Origin of the sequence: Streptomyces sp. NPDC015171, from assembly GCF_043079545.1 — a bacterium.
GTDB lineage: Bacteria > Actinomycetota > Actinomycetes > Streptomycetales > Streptomycetaceae > Streptomyces.
In genome coordinates, this window is the sequence record NZ_JBIBUO010000005.1 from 70,258 (window position 1) to 85,022 (window position 14,765).

Genomic DNA, 14,765 nt, shown 5'->3' on the forward strand with positions numbered 1-14,765 from the left:
CGTAGGCCGCCCGCCTCCCTGACAGGGACTGTCCGCCTCCCCGGTGGGCCCCGCGCCCGTCTCTCCGGGAGGGCGCCACCTGCCTCCCTGACAGGGGCCCGTCTGTCTCCCCGGTAGGCCGCCCGCCTCCCTGACAGGGACTGTCCGCCTCCCCGGTGGGCCCCGCGCCCGTCTCTCCGGGAGGGCGCCACCTGCCTCCCTGACAGGGCTTGTCCGCCTCCCCGGCGGGGTCCCCGCCCGTCTCCCGGCAAGGGCACCGCCCGTCCCCGGTCCACGTCGGGCGCGTTCGAACCGTTGAGCGAGAGAAGGTAATGATTGAGCAAAGCCGCTTGATCGGGAAATGGCCGGCCACCCCGCCGCTGTTGGACCTCCTTGGAGGGCGAGGTGGGGCCCTCCGTCCGCATGCCCGCAGCAAGGAGGACCGCCAGGTGAGCCAGTACGTCAGCAGGCTCGGGCGACGCTCCCCGTCGGCCGCCCCGCGGCTGCGGCTGTCGCGCCGGCCGCGCCGGGTCGCCATGCTCTCCGTGCACACCTCCCCGCTCCACCAGCCCGGCACCGGCGACGCCGGCGGTATGAACGTCTACATCGTGGAGCTGGCCCAGCGCCTTGCCGCGATCGGCATCGAGGTCGAGATCTTCACCCGGGCCACGGCCGGCGGCCTGCCCCCCTGTGTCGAGCTGGCCCCCGGCGTCCTGGTCCGGCACGTGGACGCGGGCCCCTACGAGGGCCTCGCCAAGGAGGAGCTGCCGGCCCAGCTGTGCGCCTTCACCCACGGCGTGATGCAGGCGTGGGCCGGCCACCGCCCCGGCTACTACGACCTCGTCCACTCCCACTACTGGCTCTCCGGCCACGTCGGCTGGCTCGCCGCCCAGCGCTGGGGCGTGCCCCTGGTGCACGCCATGCACACCATGGCCAAGGTCAAGAACGCCAATCTGGCCGAGGGCGACACCCCCGAACCGGCCGCCCGGGTCATCGGCGAGACCCAGATCGTGTCCGCCGCCGACCGGCTCATCGCCAACACCGACGAGGAGGCCGACGAACTGGTCCGGCACTACGCCGCCGACCCGGCCGCGGTCGCCGTCGTGCACCCCGGCGTGAACCTGGACCGGTTCCGCACCGCCGACGGCCGCGCCGCCGCCCGCGCCCGGCTCGGGCTCCCGCAGGACGCCCTGATCCCGCTCTTCGCGGGCCGCATACAGCCGCTGAAGGCACCGGACGTGCTGCTGCGCGCCGTGGCCGTACTGCTGGACGAACGCCCGGAGCTGCGCTCCCGCATGGTCGTGCCGATCGTCGGCGGCCCCAGCGGCAGCGGGCTCGCCAAGCCGGAGGGCCTGCAGAAGCTCGCGGCCCGGCTGGGCGTGGCGGACGTCGTACGGTTCCGGCCGCCGGTCGGGCAGGAGCAGCTGGCGGACTGGTTCCGGGCCGCGTCCGTGCTCGTCATGCCGTCGTACAGCGAGTCCTTCGGCCTGGTCGCCATAGAGGCGCAGGCGGCCGGGACCCCGGTGCTCGCGGCCTCGGTCGGCGGGCTGCCGGTGGCCGTGCGCGACGGCGAGACCGGTTTCCTCGTCCAGGGGCACGATCCGGCCGACTACGCGCGCGTGCTGGGCCGTTTCGCCGACGAGCCGGTCCTGCCCGAGCGCATGGGCGAGGCCGCCGCCCGGCACGCCCAGGGCTTCGGCTGGGACACGGCCGCCGCCGCCACCGCCGACGTCTACACGGCCGCGACCCAGGCCCACCGCCGTCGCGTACGCTCGCCCCATGGGTGATGCGGAGCGGGCCGAACAGGCCGGTCAGGTCCTGGCGGACGTCTTCCGGGACGCCGAGCTGGAGTGGGAGAGCCCCGAGTCCGGGACCTACGTGGTCAAGCTCCCCGGCACCCGCAAGCTCTCCACCACGGTCTCCTTCCGCGTCGGCCGCCACTCCCTCTCGCTCAACGCGTTCGTCATCCGCCACCCCGACGAGAACGAGCCGGGCGTCCACCGCTGGCTGCTGGAGCGCAACCTCAAGCTGTACGGCGTGAGTTACGCCGTCGACCGCCTCGGCGACGTCTACGTCACCGCCCGGCTGCCGCTCGCCTCCGTCACCCCGGACGAGATCGACCGTCTCCTCGGCCAGGTCCTGGAGGCGTCCGACGGCGCCTTCAACACGCTCCTTGAGCTGGGCTTCGCCTCCTCGATCCGCCGGGAGTACGAGTGGCGGGTGGCCCGGGGCGAGTCGACGCGCAACCTGGACGCGTTCGCGCATCTGACTCGGCGTTCGGCCGACTGACCCCGGGCCGGCGGGACGCTCAGGAGGGGTCCGGCTCGGGCTCCCCGCCGCCCTTCTTGTCGAGTTCGTCGGCGAAGGCCCGCAGGGCGTCGGCCAGTTCCTTCTTGGTCGGCAGCTGATCGACCTTCCGGTCGAGTTCCGTGACGCGCCGGTTCAGCTCGGCCAGGTCGTCGGACGCGGTGGGCGTCGGGCTCGGCTCGGTGCCTCCGGTGTCCCCGGTGCCTCCGGTGGTTCCGCCGCTGCCGCCCTCGCTCGTGCCGCCGTCGGAGCCGCTCGCGCCGACGGTGCCGCCGTCGGCGCCGCCCTCGCTCGTGCCGCCGTCGGTGACCGGGCCCCCGCCGTCCGTGCCCGCGTCGGTGGTGCCCCCGTCGGAGCCGCTCGCCCCCACGGTCCCCCCGTCGGTCCCGTCGCCGGTCGTGCCCGCGGTGTCCCCGTCCGGCGGGACCGTGCTCGTGACGCCGTGCCGGGGGCCGGAGTCGTCGCCCGAGGTAGCCGCCAGGGCCACCCCGACGCTCAGGCCGACCAGGGCCACGGCACCGGCGACGGCGGTCGAGAGCCGCCTCAGCCGCCGGGGACGGGAGCTGATGGATGGATCGCGAGGAGTGTCCGTTTCTTCTGCTCTCTGTATGTCATCCATGGCCGGGACGCTAGCCCGTCACGATCACCGGACGAGGGACTTCCGCGCGACTCTTCCCCACCCGGGGTGTCTGATGGCATGCTCACCGCCAACGCACTTCTGAACGTCGTTCATATCCATGAATATGAAGGGGCGGGTGGACATGAACAGCGCGCACCTCACCAGACGGACCCTGCTCATGGGCGCGACCGCGGTGGCCCTGACCGCTACGGCCGGCACCGCCCGCGCCGACGAAGCTCCCCCGCTCTGGGCGGAGTTCCGGAAGAGGCCCTTCACCCACCCGCAGATCCCGTACGTCGGCCGGGCGGGCCGGCGGGCCGGGGCCACCCGCCTGCCCCGCCCCCAGGTCGTCGCCGACGTCACCGCCTACGGCGCCGTACCCGACGGCAGCACGGACTGCGCCCCCGCGATCAACCGTGCCATCGCCGCCGCCGGAAGGGCCGGCGGTGGCACGGTCACCATCCCGCCCGGCACCTACCGCATCGACGACGTCATCCGCGTCGGCGACTCGAACGTCGTCCTGCGCGGCGCCGGCAGCGGCCGTACGACGCTGTACGCGACGAAGAACCTCACCGAACTGATCGGCGTCTACGGCTCCCGCTACGGCGGCGACAAGTCCTCCTGGTCATGGGCCGGCGGCCTCGTCTGGCTGGCCCCGCGCGCCCGTTGGGACTCCCTGACGGCGGCGATCCGCGCCAAGGCGTGGCCCTTCGAGGGCTGGACCGGCAACGCGCGGGACGAGTGGACCACCCTGACGACCGTGGCCCCGGCGAAGCGGGGCTCCTGGACGGTCACGGTCGCCGACGCCTCCGCGCTGCGCCCCGGCCGGCTCGTCCTGCTCCGCCTCGCCGACGACGCCGCCCACACCCTGCTGCGGCACATGGCGGGCGACGGCCCGGGCCCGGCCGCCTACGTGTGGGACGACAAGACCAAGCTGACGTCGTACGTCCCCTACGAATGGCCCGTCCGCGTCACCCGCGTGCACGGCCGCCGGGTCACCCTCGAACGCCCCCTCCCGCTCGACCTGCGCCCGGAGTGGGACCCCCGGCTGACCACCCACGTACCGGAACTGACCGGATCGGGCGTCGAAGGGCTCACCCTCGAAGCGGTCGAGACCCCGCAGTCCCCCCACCTCCTCGACAAGGGCTACAACGGCGTCGTCCTCCAGTGCGCCTACGACTGCTGGGTGGACGACGTCACGGTCCGGCACGTCGACAACGGCTTCGGCCTGGTCGCCGCCTCCGCCTGCACCCTGCGCCGCACCCGGGTCGCGGGGCGCGGCTCGCACCACCCGTACTTCTGCCGCGAGGGCTCCCACGACAACCTGGTCGAGGACTTCACGGTCGAACGGCGCACGGTCCCCGCGCCGGCCGGCACCCAGCTGCACGGCATCAACGTCGAGGGCCTGTCGTCGTACAACGTCTGGTCACGCGGCACGATGGAGACGGGCACCTTCGACAGCCACCGCGGACTGCCGTTCGCCAACGTCCGCACGGACATCACGGTGAACAACGACGGCCGGCACGGCGGCGACGCGAGCGCCGGTCCGCTGTTCGGCGCCCGCTTCACCCACTGGAACATCCGGGTCACCAACGGCCGCGCGGGCCTGATGAAGATCGACGGCCTCGCGCCGTACTCGGCGACGGTCGGCCTCAACACCGTCACGGAGTTCGACCAGATCGACGTCCCCGACTTCACCGGCGACCTGCACTCCCGCCTTGAGCTGTACGGCACCGCGAACGCCGTACGCCCGCGCAACCTGTACGAGGCTCAGCGCGCGCTGCTCCGGTAGCGCCCCGGGGTCACCCCGACCCATTTCCTGAAGTGCCGGGTGAGGTGGGCCTGGTCGTAGAACCCGGTCACCGGGGCCACCTCGCCCGGCGGCAGCCCGTCCAGCAGCAGCCGCCGGGCCCGCCCGACCCGCCGTGACATCAGGTACTGGTGCGGGGCGATGCCGTACGCGGCGCTGAACGCCCGCACCAGATGCGCCGGATGGGCGTGCAGCACCCGTCCGGCCTCCTCCAGCACGACGCCGTCGACGACCCTGGCGTCCAGCAACTCCCGCAGCCGACCCGCGAGTTCGTGCTCGTCGCGCCGCTGCGGCCGCCGCACCGCCCGCTCCCGCTCGCGCTCCCGCAGATGTCCGCGCAGCCGCTCGGCGACGAGGGCCAGCCTGCTCTCCGCCTCCAGCTCGTCACCGGGCCGGGCGAGTGCGGAATGCAGCTGTCCGACGCGCCGCCGCAGCAGGGGGTCGCGCAGGTCGGGCGCGTCCACGGCGGGGCCGATCAGATCGTCCCCGAGCCGGCTGGCGTCCAGGTAGACCACCCGCTTGCGGAAGCCGTCCGGGGTGGCGGGGGAGCCGTTGTGCGGGACGTGCGGCGGCAGCAGCGACACGGTGTCGAGCGGGGTGCCGTGCTCGTGCCGGTCCAGGTCGTACCGTACGGCCCCGTCGTCCACGATGAGCAGCGTCCAGGCGTCATGGACGTGCATCGGGTACGCGTACTCGGTGAAATGGGCGTGGAAGACCTCCGTGACGCCCGGGACCCGGGGGCGCCACGCGGTGACTTCCTGTCCGCCGGCCATGCAAAAAACGTACAAGACCCGGCCGTCCGCGGCCCGGCAGTCTCGCTCCATGAGCACTGAACCCATCCGCTTCGACACGAAGATCGCCGTCCTGCTGCGTGCGGACCTGGAGCCCTGGCAGCGCCTGAACGTCACCGCGTTCCTGGTCAGCGGCCTGGGCACGGCGGTCCCCGAGGTGATCGGCGACCCGTACGCGGACGCGGACGGCGTGGCGTACCTCCCGATGTTCCGCCAGCCGGTCCTGGTCTTCGAGGGCACGAAGGAGACCCTGAAGGCGGCCCACGGCAGGGCACTGAGCCGTGCCCTGCCGCGCGCCGTCTTCACCTCGGACCTGTTCGCCACCGGCAACGACCGCGACAACCGCGCGGCGGTCCGGGCCGTCCCCACGGCCGAGCTGGACCTGGTCGGCCTCGCGGTGCACGGCCCGCGCAACGCGGTGGACAAGGTCCTCAAGGGCGCCCGGATGCACCCGTAGCCGGGCCCCCTCCGGGCCGTCCCTCAGCCGAACATGCCGGGCACGTAGTCGCCGGCCGGCTGCTGGACGATCACGTTCGCGCGGTTGTAGGCGTTGATCAGCGCGATGAGGGCGACCAGGGCGGCGAGCTGGTCCTCGTCGTAGTGCTTGGCGGCGTCCGCCCAGGCCTCGTCCGTGACCCCGCCGGCCGCGTCGGCGATCCGCGTGCCCTGCTCGGCCAGCTCCAGGGCGGCCCGCTCGGCCTCGGTGAACACCGTGGCCTCGCGCCAGGTCGCGACCAGGTGCAGCCGCGTGACGCTCTCGCCGGCGGCCGTGGCGTCCTTGGTGTGCATGTCGGTGCAGAACGCGCACCCGTTGATCTGGCTGGCGCGGATCTTCACCAGCTCCTGGGTGGCGGCGGGCAGGGTCGAGTCCGTGAGCACCTTGCCGGCGGCGTTGAAGTGCTTGAACAGCTTGCCGACGAGGGGGTTGGCGTGGAGGTTGAGCCGAGCTTCCATGATCTGCTCCCGTGTGGTTGCGCCTGCTTTCACCTTTCTGACGGGGTGGGGCGGGGGGATGTGACATGGGGGAATGTGAGGTGGGTCACCGGCGCGGTCCGGGGCCCGGATCGCACGTTCGAGGGAACGGCCGTGCCCTTCGGTCACCCCCGTCGTTGCAGCGGGCATGCGAAAGATCATCACAACCGCGACGCTCGCGCTGGCCGCCCTGGCCCTTGCGGCCCCCGCCCACGCCGACGACGACAGGAACTTCAGCAGCGGCGTCAACGCCGCCAACAACTGGAACTTCACGGCGGCGGACGTCTGCTTCCAGGAAATGGCCGTGGTGCCCGCGGTCGCCGACTACCTCTCCGACTACAACACCTGCTCGAACGGCAACACGACCGACCCGTCGGGCAGCTAGCGGCGGCGGACGCTCCGAGGGCTCACGCCGTGGTTCGCGGCGCCGTCCCGGCCGCGTACTCCTCGATGACGCGGGCCGCTTCCGCGAAGGGCATGTGGAAGAACTCGCGGTCCTTGCGGACGCGGTACTCGGCGAGAAGGGCGTGGACGTCCGCTTCGACGCGGCGGGCATGGGCGACGGTCCAGGCGCCGCGGACGCCCCAGGGGATGATCACGCCGGTGGCCGAGTTGATCTCCTTGGCCCGGGTCAGGGGATCACGGTCGGTGTAACCGATCTTGAGCATCTCCGGGGCTTCGCGGGTGGAGAGGACGTAGACGAAGCCGCGGCCGTCCAGGGAGGCCGCCGTGCCGGTGACGAAGTCTCCGAGCCGTCGCGGGATCCCGGCCGCCTCCAGGACCGCCGCGGCTTCCTTCGCCGCCTGCCAGTCAGCGTCCCGGAGGCACTGCCGGAGGTGCTGGAGCGTCCCGGACGCCCGGCGTGCCTCCCTCAGGGACGGATAACCCAGCTGGGCGCAGACCGTGAACCAGTCCCACTGGTCCTTCTTGTACGTCCGGGTGAACAGCCCCTTGACCGTCGAGAGGTCATCGAGCCGGCCGAGGGCCGCGTGCCGCCCCTGGGCCAGGGTCTCCAGAACCGTCCGCGCGGCCGCGACGCGCCCGCGCTGCACATCCGCCTTGACCGGGGCGAGCCCGAACCCCCACTTCTGCGCGATCCGCGTGACCTGCCGCCCACCCTGCCCACCCTGCCCACCCGAGTCCATCGGACAATCCTAGAAAGGGCCGCCGGACAGCGACGGGCGGGGACGCGGACGGGGACGGGGACGGAGATGACGGTCGAACACCTCACACTGGCCTGCGACGACGTGCTGCCGCACGATGCGATGCTCCTCGGACGCCGGCTGCCCGGTCCGAGCAGCAGGCACAACAAGGCCGCCCTGGCGGACCGATCCCCCGCCCTGGCCCTTGCCGACGTGCCGCCGACCGCCGAGTCCGCGGTCAGCGCGCTCCGCGACACCGGCGCGCGTGCAGCGACAGCCCCCCGGCGGACGGGGAGCCATGGCACTCGGCCGTAAGGGCGCCCGGCGGATCGTCGTCGACGGCACGGCCTACCGCTGGCGGCTGCGCCGCAGGCCCACCTACTCGCAGGGCCTGGCCTGGTCACCGTGCACGTTCGCGGTAGAACACGCGGACAGCCCGGGCACGACGCTGGTGGTCACCACCGACCGGCCCCACCCGGGCAACTGGCTGGGCCGCGAGACCGCACCGGTCCTCCCCTCGACGGTCACCCGAGCCATCACGCTGGCCCTGAGCCAGGGCTGGACCCCGCCCCTCCCCGGCTCCCCCTTCCACCTCGACCTGCCCACCGGCTTCACGCCCTCACCGTGAACGGCGCGGAACGCGCGCATCGCTCCGGAATATCTGCCGCGATCCTTCTGCAGCCGTTGTGATCAGGAAGGACGCCATCGCCCGGCTGACTGGCCGACAGGGACCGTGATCTGGAGCCTATTTCAGAGCTTGCGGCGACGAATCCATAGGGCTAAGTTCCCTTGCGGTTTGGCCAGTTCTGTTGTTCACGCACGGGGGAGGCTCAAGTGGCGTGGGACGAGTGGGAACAGCTCAAGGCCCAGGCGGCAGAGCGCGGATCGACCCGCGTGCGCCTGAACCACGTACCGGATGCCGGAGGCGGCGGGGGCTCGCCGGACCTCGTAGTCCACCAGGACGACTTGGGCGCCGTGGGAAACGAGGCTCACGCGTTGCACAGCGACCTGCACGGCCAGGCCGACGTCGCCGGCATGGGAGTCGATGCCCACGGGGCGGGGCACACGATGCAAGCCGCGGCAGAGCTGTCCAGTTCGAACTTCGCCCTGGGAGGCAGCCTTTCCCTGACGGTCGAGGTATGGACGAGTCAGGTGAAGTCCCTGCTGGATGCCTGTGCCCTCATCTCCAATCATCTTGACTTCTCGAAGAAGCTCCATGCGAACGACGACCAGCAGATCTCAATGGAGGTAAAGGGAAGGGACGGCTCCGGTAGGTCTGCCTCGGAACTCGACAAGTACTTCAAGTAAGCGGGGGCTGGAGTGTCCGGCATTACCATGACGAACCTTTCCGAGGTCGACCTCGGAAAGCTGAAGTCGTCCGTCGCCGACTGGGAGAAGATCACTGACAGTCTCGAAAGGCTCGCGGACAGAGCGCAGAAAGGGCTGCTTTCGAAGTCTGAGAGCGCCCGCTGGGCTGGCGTCAACGCCGATGTGACACGAGGGTTCGTCAAGAAGACGGCCAAGGAGTTCACCGACGCCCACGCCGAGGCTTCAAGCATCTACAAGGTGCTCGCCGATGCCTGCACTGAGCTTCTGGCTCTGCAGAAGAAGCTGAACGACGCCCTGCACAACGAGGCCCCCTCATTGGGTCTGAGGGTAAGCGACACGGGTGACGGCAACGTGCATGTCTTCTATCCGCACGATCGAACCACCGATGACACCCATACCCAGAGCGAACTCAACACCGCTCAGGAACTCGCCGACCGTATCGCCGGCATCATCTCGCACGCACGCGAGATCGACGATTCCGTGAGCCGCGCACTGCGTAAGAGTCATGGAAATGACGAGTTCAACTTCGGCCATGAGAGCTACACGTCACTTGATGATGCTCAGGAGCAGCGCGCGGAAGAGCTTGCCAAGAAGAGTCTGCGACTCTACAAGGAGGGCAAGGAGCTATCCACGGAGGAGCTCCGTGAACTCCAGACGCTGATCAAGTACAACGCCGATGACAAGGAGTTCGCGACGGACCTGTACCGCGGACTCGGTCAGGAGGGGGCACTGCGGTTCCAGGCTCAGCTCTCGCTCGACGGTACCGCGGAGGGCGGCGAGCAACTGACCCTCGCCCGGAGCATCCAGGACAGTATGGGTACGGCGCTGGCCACCGCCACCCCCAACCTGGGCGACAAGTGGACCGACGAGCTCATGCGCGTGGGGCGCAGCGACCTCGATCTTCAGATGCAGGGCAACCAGATGGTTCCCAAGGGGTATCAGGTGCTCGGCACGCTTCTGCGGCACGGGACGTACCCGGCGAGCTTCCTCGACAAGGTCGGCGACGACATGATCGCGTATGAGCGGGACGGGGGATCCTGGGGGCGTCCCGACGGGAGTTACGCGGGTATGAAGGATTTCGGTCTGAACGCCGACAAAGAGGGCGGCCGAGGCTGGGATCCGGTCACGGGTCTTCTGGAGGCGTACGGCCATAATCCTGACGCCGCCACCAGCTTCTTCCACGCGGACGTTGCCGGGCCCGGGAAACAGATGTCCAACTTGGACTATCTGATGGGGACGGGTTCGGACGGCAAGGGCGACGGCGCGCGGCAGTGGATCCCTGACATGACAGCTCCCTTCGCGGCCAAGGACCCCGTGATCTACGGCAAGGACGCGCTGGGCCACGCTCTCGAAGCGGCGGTGTCGGGACTCCCGTACGACCACGGCGATGTCGGCGCGCACCCGGAGCACACCGAGCAGCGCCAGGAGATCATGGACCAGGTCGTCAACGCGGTCGCGGCCAATCCCAAGCTGGCCGACGACACGATGGCCGACAGCCTGGGGCGGATGGCCGGCGAGTACATGCCGGAGGTCAACTCGACGCTGAGTCAGTCCGACGGGTTCGACGATCTCTACGGCAGCCCGCGGAAGTTCACCAGCACACTCGCCACCGCGGAGTTCCTCGACACCATCGGCAGAAATCCGGATGGCTACGCCGAGGCCGCGCTGGGCGCGGAGAACCACTCGGCCCAAGTGATGCACGACGTCGTGGCGCACCCCGACAAGTACGCGGGCACCACGGCCGAGAACCTGAAGCACACCGCGTACAACACCGGCACGGTGGAGGGCATCCTCTCCGGGGCCCGGCACGATCAGATCGTCACCGGGGGCCAGCAGAGCGACCAGGACTACAACGAGGCGTTGCAGAAGCGGGCGGACATGTTCAACACGGCCTTCGGATCCACGGTCGGTCTGGCCACCGAGCGTGTACCCATCGCCGGTGAAGTCATCAACGGCGTCACCGAAGTCGTAGTGGGCGAGATGGTCGAAGGAGCGGAACGCAACACCGCCGCCGAAACGGCGTACACGGCGGGGCAGTCCTCCTTCGACGCCCGTCAGAATGCTCTCGATCAGGCGGAGACCGGGCTCCGGGTCGCCGGTACCCCGGCAGGTGTCGACCCCACGGACATGCACCGCTCCGTGACACAGCAGACGGGCGAGGGCTTCGACCACGGGAAGGAACTCCAGCGCGAAGCGAAGGACTACTACCAGCGCAACCCCCCGAAGTGACATGAGCTCAGCGACAATCGGCGAAGTCTCAGCGAGTGATCGAGCAGGGAAGACATGAGCGTCGGAAGAATGTCCCGCGGAGCCGCAGCGCTCTGTGTCGTGGTGGTACTCGCGATCCTGGGAGTCGGAATCTACGTCTGGTCGGCCCGCTCCGACGACGGTGGCGCCGACGCGCTGAAGGCCCCGGCCAAACCCTGCTGGGACGGCACACCGCGTCGTGCCTCCCTGCAGAAGCTGCTCGGACCGGGCAGCAAGCTCCTGCATGAGCAAGGGGACTTCCGATTGATCAAGGAGCACTACCCCAGCCATTGCCAATACGAGGCCCAGAGCGATGGTTCGCTGAACACCGTCCTCGACGTCGACCTGGCCTGGAACAACGACGCTCTCCCGGTCAAGGAACTTCCCACCTCCGACGCCCACGGGAACGAGCCTCGGACGCGAATGGACATGGGCGTCCTCGCCTATTACCTCCGTGCGTCGCAGGTGGTGTTCTTCGAGTGCACCGCCGACCTGCCCACCGGCGCTCCCGCATATATGAAGCGGGACAAGTACATCAAGGTCGACGTCCTCGCACGGCCCATGAAGGGCAGTGGCCTGTCCGCGACCAAGGCACGTGAGGCCGGATTGGACATCATGCTCCAGCTGGCCCACGACGTCGCCGAGCAAGCCGGCTGCAAGAACGACACCAACCTTCCGAGCGCGGTGCCGCCCATCACGAAGGCCAACTGGGCCGGCTTCGACGATTAGCGGAAGCCCGGGCTCACGATCGGGCCCGCAGGGGCGGGTGCCGTGCCGTCCTCGGCCATTCGGCCCACTGACCGAGATGCCGTGCCCGGCGTCGCGGCGCAAGATGAGGCGTTCATTGAGAGTCATCGACGAGGAGCTTCAGGCTGCGGGGCAGATGCCGCCGCCTGCGGCGCTCGCGGGAACGCGCTGTGGGTGATGTGGTGAACTGGTTGACCTCGCTGCCGGCCGTGGCGCTGGTTGCGGGCGGGCTGCTGCTCGCCCTGCTGGTCGCGGCGGCGGCCCGGCTCGGCGTCCGGGCGCTGGTGCCGGTCGGGGAACAGGACCGGGTGCCGCAGATCGCCACGCCCCTGATGCCGACGCTCGGCGCCGCCTTCGCGATCTTCGCGGCACTCTCACTGGCCAGCGAGGCCGGCTACCTGCGCGCGGCAGAGGGACTGGTGAGCGACGAGGCCGCCGCGGCCTCCCGCCTGGCATGGGCGGCGACAAGCCCGCGAGTCCGGTCGGAGCCGATCCATGAGGCTCTGCTGGACTACTTGCGGACCACGCGCGCCCGGGAATGGCAGGGCACGGCGACGGCGTCCGGTGACGACCCGGCCACCGGCCGCGCGATCGCACGGCTGGAGCGGAGCGTACGTGCCGAGGCGGGCCGGCCCGAGGTGGGAACCCCGACAGGCACGGAGCTGGTGGCTTCCCTGGACGGAGTCACCAGTGGTCGTCGCGCCCGAGTCGCGGCCGCCGCGCGCGATGTTCCCGCGCTCTACGTCGTCACGCTCGTGGTCAGCGGGCTGGCCCTGATCGCGAACTCCGGCGCACTGGTCTTCCGCAGCAGCCTGCGCACGTCCCTGCTCGTCGTGGGAGTCGCGAGCGTGGTCGGGCTGAGCCTGGCGCTGCTCTTCGCACTCAGCGCGCCCTGGAGCGGCCCCTTCATCGTCAGCGGCCACCCGCTCGACGCCGTCATCGGCGACCTGAAGTCCGGGTTCTTCCGGCAGTAGGCCGACCTGCCGGGCTTGCCGGGGCCCGGTGCCGACACCGGAACAGCACAAAGGCCCCTGCCGACGGGCCGAGCCGCCGGCAGGGGCCCTTGAGGCGAGGGCGCTTACTTCTTCTTGCCCTGGGTCTTGCCGGGGATCTTGGTGAGCTGGATTTTTGCTGGTCAGGGGCGGTGAGCTCGTGCGCTTGGTGGTCGTCGTTGGTCGTTATTGGCCGCTGTTGAGCGACCTCGGACGGCCCAGGGACGGCCCAGCTTCAGCGCGCTCGGCTGACGGCCAGCACCCTCGATGCGCCCAGTCTGAACCTCAGCCGACGACAGTCAGCCACGACGATGCGTCAGCCGCCCGTGCAGGCACGCGTGTGCCTCGCTGTGCCCCCGCCAGCCTGGACCACGCTGTCGGCCGTCGAACAGCACAAGCCGCTACTCGGAAGCGGGTACGTGAAACATTGCGTGATGACCTCTTTGCCCCGAAGCAACTTGCATGGGATAACCGCCTTGGGCGGGTGTGTCTCTCACCTGGGCTAATGGTTCGCAGACGTCTGCCCGCTGTTGAGGCACCTTGACCGACTGGGAAAAGACTTCGTCGTGAAAGCCTGGTCTGGGCATGATTACCACCGTGCGTGAGGACTGGGACCATCGCAGGCATGGGCGGTACAGGCTGACGGAGACGGAGTGCGGCGATGTCTGGGGCGTGTGCGCCACAGTAGACGGACTCTTTGGGGAGCCCCGGCGCGGGACGTATGAACTGTTCGGTTGGGTGCAGGAAGGTACTCAAGCCCGGGGCTGGGTCGGCAGCCGGGTGTGGCTGGTGCCGGACGACGAGGCACTTGAGCCGTGGCTGCTGGAGGACGCGGAGACCTCTGGACAGCGCTTGGGGACTGGCAGTCTCGTGCTCACTGGCCTGGACGACTACGAAGGTCCGCCTGAGGGACACACGGGTCGTGTCCGAGTGCACGACGAGCATCGGTGGCTGGGCTCCTGCCGCGAATTCACTCGCGTCCTGCCGGCCGAGCAAGCGGCGCCCCTCCTCGTCCTGCGGGGGCTTGCCCAGGGTGATCAGCTGCGAGCTGCATTGCTGAAGGGCACCCGGCGCGCGCTGGACCTCGAGGAGGCCGCCCTGGAAATTCAGGACGCCCAGGGCGAGCCGCTCACCGATCGGTTGCTGCGGGCCGAAGTCCGCTCCTGGTGTCCATCCTCCTACGGGACAGATCTGATCGACCTGGAGCTTGACGGGCAGCTTTTCACCCCCGTTCCCTCATTCGCCCAGCCCATCTGGGAGCGGTGGCTCGCCGGGCCGCCGGACACCCTGGGTGGCTGGGCGAGGCTCGACACCCGGCGCCGCGGCGCCTGGCTCGATCTCGTCCGCGAGCGGGCATGCCGGCGCTCTCACCGCGACCGGCCGCCTGGTCATGCCTACGAACTCGACGGCCGGCACATCACCGACGACGCGGGCCTCTATCTGGCGCTTGGGGAGGCGGTGAACGGGCCGGGTGGCTACTTCGGCGGCTACCTGGCCGCCCTCGACGACTGCCTGCGCGGCACCTTCGGTTACACCGCCCCCGCAACCCTGCTCTGGCGGAACGCCGGGACCGCACGCGAGCGCCTGTCCCAGACCATGACCCCAGACGGCCGGCCCTACGATCTATTCGCCCATGTCCTTGATGTCCTAGCCGACGGCGGCATGCACGTCACCCTCGCGTGATCCCCGTCCGAAAATCCACTCAGTCCTGATGGCGGGCAGAACTCGAACGGCGACACTCGATTTGGGAGTTCGATCCACCTGGTCTCATGGGCCTCAGACGCTCGGGGTGTGAGGCCGCCGCGGGTTTCCCAGGGCTCCTGCTGGCTG

General features: G+C 70.2%; 16 protein-coding genes. 12 read left to right on the top strand and 4 right to left on the bottom strand.

All coding sequences use genetic code 11. The features are described from left to right. Positions 1-428 precede the first annotated feature (428 nt). Both mshA and ACF073_RS15510 read left to right on the top strand, forming a co-directional pair. Positions 429-1,766, top strand: coding sequence for a D-inositol-3-phosphate glycosyltransferase (gene mshA, locus ACF073_RS15505; protein ID WP_392070138.1), 1,338 nt, complete (start codon positions 429-431; stop codon positions 1,764-1,766). Continuing rightward, entirely contained in the window at positions 1,759-2,268 is a 510-nt protein-coding gene (locus ACF073_RS15510) for a YbjN domain-containing protein (RefSeq protein ID WP_392070140.1), read from the top strand. Before mshA ends, ACF073_RS15510 begins: the two co-directional genes overlap by 8 nt. 19 nt (positions 2,269-2,287) lie before the next feature. On the opposite strand, the gene ACF073_RS15515 is transcribed toward ACF073_RS15510, so the two are convergent. Next, positions 2,288-2,905 (bottom strand): hypothetical protein, encoded by a 618-nt coding sequence (locus ACF073_RS15515; RefSeq protein WP_392070142.1) that lies wholly within the window; start codon positions 2,903-2,905, stop codon positions 2,288-2,290. A gap of 142 nt (positions 2,906-3,047) precedes the next feature. On the opposite strand from ACF073_RS15515, the gene ACF073_RS15520 reads away from it, so the two are divergent. Beyond that, a complete protein-coding gene (locus ACF073_RS15520; RefSeq protein ID WP_392070144.1) occupies positions 3,048-4,697 on the top strand; it encodes a glycosyl hydrolase family 28-related protein in 1,650 nt (549 codons plus the stop codon). On the opposite strand, the gene ACF073_RS15525 is transcribed toward ACF073_RS15520, so the two are convergent. Further along, on the bottom strand, positions 4,676-5,488 hold the full coding sequence (locus ACF073_RS15525) for an AraC family transcriptional regulator (RefSeq protein WP_392070146.1): 813 nt from the start codon (positions 5,486-5,488) through the stop codon (positions 4,676-4,678). The genes ACF073_RS15520 and ACF073_RS15525 overlap by 22 nt on opposite strands. On the opposite strand from ACF073_RS15525, the gene ACF073_RS15530 reads away from it, so the two are divergent. Further along, on the top strand, positions 5,487-5,963 hold the full coding sequence (locus ACF073_RS15530; RefSeq protein ID WP_392070148.1) for a DUF2000 family protein: 477 nt from the start codon (positions 5,487-5,489) through the stop codon (positions 5,961-5,963). The two genes, ACF073_RS15525 and ACF073_RS15530, sit on opposite strands and share 2 nt — an antisense overlap. Positions 5,964-5,986: 23 nt before the next feature. Here the strand turns inward: ACF073_RS15530 and ACF073_RS15535 are convergent, their stop codons facing one another. After that, positions 5,987-6,460 carry a carboxymuconolactone decarboxylase family protein gene (locus tag ACF073_RS15535; RefSeq protein WP_392070150.1) on the bottom strand — a complete coding sequence of 158 codons (474 nt, stop codon included), beginning with the start codon at positions 6,458-6,460 and terminating at the stop codon, positions 5,987-5,989. A 166-nt stretch (positions 6,461-6,626) separates the two neighbouring features. On the opposite strand from ACF073_RS15535, the gene ACF073_RS15540 reads away from it, so the two are divergent. Beyond that, positions 6,627-6,863, top strand: coding sequence for a hypothetical protein (locus ACF073_RS15540; RefSeq protein WP_392070152.1), 237 nt, complete (start codon positions 6,627-6,629; stop codon positions 6,861-6,863). A 22-nt stretch (positions 6,864-6,885) separates the two neighbouring features. Here ACF073_RS15540 and ACF073_RS15545 read toward each other — a convergent pair whose 3' ends face one another. Then, the gene (locus ACF073_RS15545; RefSeq protein WP_392070154.1) at positions 6,886-7,623 is read right to left on the bottom strand and encodes a GIY-YIG nuclease family protein; all 738 of its coding nucleotides are present in this window, start codon (positions 7,621-7,623) and stop codon (positions 6,886-6,888) included. A gap of 66 nt (positions 7,624-7,689) precedes the next feature. Between ACF073_RS15545 and ACF073_RS15550 the strand changes: the two genes are divergently transcribed. The 7 genes from ACF073_RS15550 to ACF073_RS15580 all read left to right on the top strand — a co-directional run bounded on the left by ACF073_RS15550 (position 7,690) and on the right by ACF073_RS15580 (position 14,618). After that, positions 7,690-7,935 (top strand): ribosomal protein L7/L12, encoded by a 246-nt coding sequence (locus tag ACF073_RS15550; RefSeq protein WP_392070156.1) that lies wholly within the window; start codon positions 7,690-7,692, stop codon positions 7,933-7,935. Then, positions 7,919-8,248 (top strand): hypothetical protein, encoded by a 330-nt coding sequence (locus ACF073_RS15555; RefSeq protein WP_392070158.1) that lies wholly within the window; start codon positions 7,919-7,921, stop codon positions 8,246-8,248. The genes ACF073_RS15550 and ACF073_RS15555 overlap by 17 nt, the downstream gene beginning before the upstream one ends. 206 nt (positions 8,249-8,454) lie before the next feature. Further along, the gene (locus ACF073_RS15560) at positions 8,455-8,928 is read left to right on the top strand and encodes a hypothetical protein (protein ID WP_392070159.1); all 474 of its coding nucleotides are present in this window, start codon (positions 8,455-8,457) and stop codon (positions 8,926-8,928) included. A gap of 27 nt (positions 8,929-8,955) precedes the next feature. Next, complete coding sequence (locus tag ACF073_RS15565; protein ID WP_392070161.1) at positions 8,956-11,178, top strand: hypothetical protein; 2,223 nt, start codon at positions 8,956-8,958, stop codon at positions 11,176-11,178. Positions 11,179-11,232: 54 nt separating this feature from the next. After that, positions 11,233-11,925 carry a hypothetical protein gene (locus ACF073_RS15570; protein WP_392070163.1) on the top strand — a complete coding sequence of 231 codons (693 nt, stop codon included), beginning with the start codon at positions 11,233-11,235 and terminating at the stop codon, positions 11,923-11,925. A 188-nt stretch (positions 11,926-12,113) separates the two neighbouring features. Continuing rightward, positions 12,114-12,917, top strand: a complete 804-nt coding sequence (locus ACF073_RS15575; protein ID WP_392070164.1) for a hypothetical protein — start codon at positions 12,114-12,116, stop codon at positions 12,915-12,917. A gap of 603 nt (positions 12,918-13,520) precedes the next feature. Further along, positions 13,521-14,618, top strand: coding sequence for a barstar family protein (locus ACF073_RS15580; protein WP_392070166.1), 1,098 nt, complete (start codon positions 13,521-13,523; stop codon positions 14,616-14,618). The last annotated feature ends 147 nt before the right edge of the window (positions 14,619-14,765 follow it).

What these genes read in the sequence shown, in the direction of transcription:
- ACF073_RS15510 (WP_392070140.1), top strand. Translation starts at nt 1,759, where the DNA reads ATGGGTGATGCGGAGCGGGCCGAACAGGCCGGTCAGGTCCTGGCGGAC.
- ACF073_RS15515 (WP_392070142.1), bottom strand. Translation starts at nt 2,905, where the DNA reads ATGGATGACATACAGAGAGCAGAAGAAACGGACACTCCTCGCGATCCA.
- ACF073_RS15520 (WP_392070144.1), top strand. Translation starts at nt 3,048, where the DNA reads ATGAACAGCGCGCACCTCACCAGACGGACCCTGCTCATGGGCGCGACC.
- ACF073_RS15530 (WP_392070148.1), top strand. Translation starts at nt 5,487, where the DNA reads ATGCAAAAAACGTACAAGACCCGGCCGTCCGCGGCCCGGCAGTCTCGC.
- ACF073_RS15525 (WP_392070146.1), bottom strand. Translation starts at nt 5,488, where the DNA reads ATGGCCGGCGGACAGGAAGTCACCGCGTGGCGCCCCCGGGTCCCGGGC.
- ACF073_RS15535 (WP_392070150.1), bottom strand. Translation starts at nt 6,460, where the DNA reads ATGGAAGCTCGGCTCAACCTCCACGCCAACCCCCTCGTCGGCAAGCTG.
- ACF073_RS15540 (WP_392070152.1), top strand. Translation starts at nt 6,627, where the DNA reads ATGCGAAAGATCATCACAACCGCGACGCTCGCGCTGGCCGCCCTGGCC.
- ACF073_RS15545 (WP_392070154.1), bottom strand. Translation starts at nt 7,623, where the DNA reads ATGGACTCGGGTGGGCAGGGTGGGCAGGGTGGGCGGCAGGTCACGCGG.
- ACF073_RS15550 (WP_392070156.1), top strand. Translation starts at nt 7,690, where the DNA reads ATGACGGTCGAACACCTCACACTGGCCTGCGACGACGTGCTGCCGCAC.
- ACF073_RS15555 (WP_392070158.1), top strand. Translation starts at nt 7,919, where the DNA reads ATGGCACTCGGCCGTAAGGGCGCCCGGCGGATCGTCGTCGACGGCACG.
- ACF073_RS15565 (WP_392070161.1), top strand. Translation starts at nt 8,956, where the DNA reads ATGACGAACCTTTCCGAGGTCGACCTCGGAAAGCTGAAGTCGTCCGTC.
- ACF073_RS15570 (WP_392070163.1), top strand. Translation starts at nt 11,233, where the DNA reads ATGAGCGTCGGAAGAATGTCCCGCGGAGCCGCAGCGCTCTGTGTCGTG.
- ACF073_RS15580 (WP_392070166.1), top strand. Translation starts at nt 13,521, where the DNA reads ATGATTACCACCGTGCGTGAGGACTGGGACCATCGCAGGCATGGGCGG.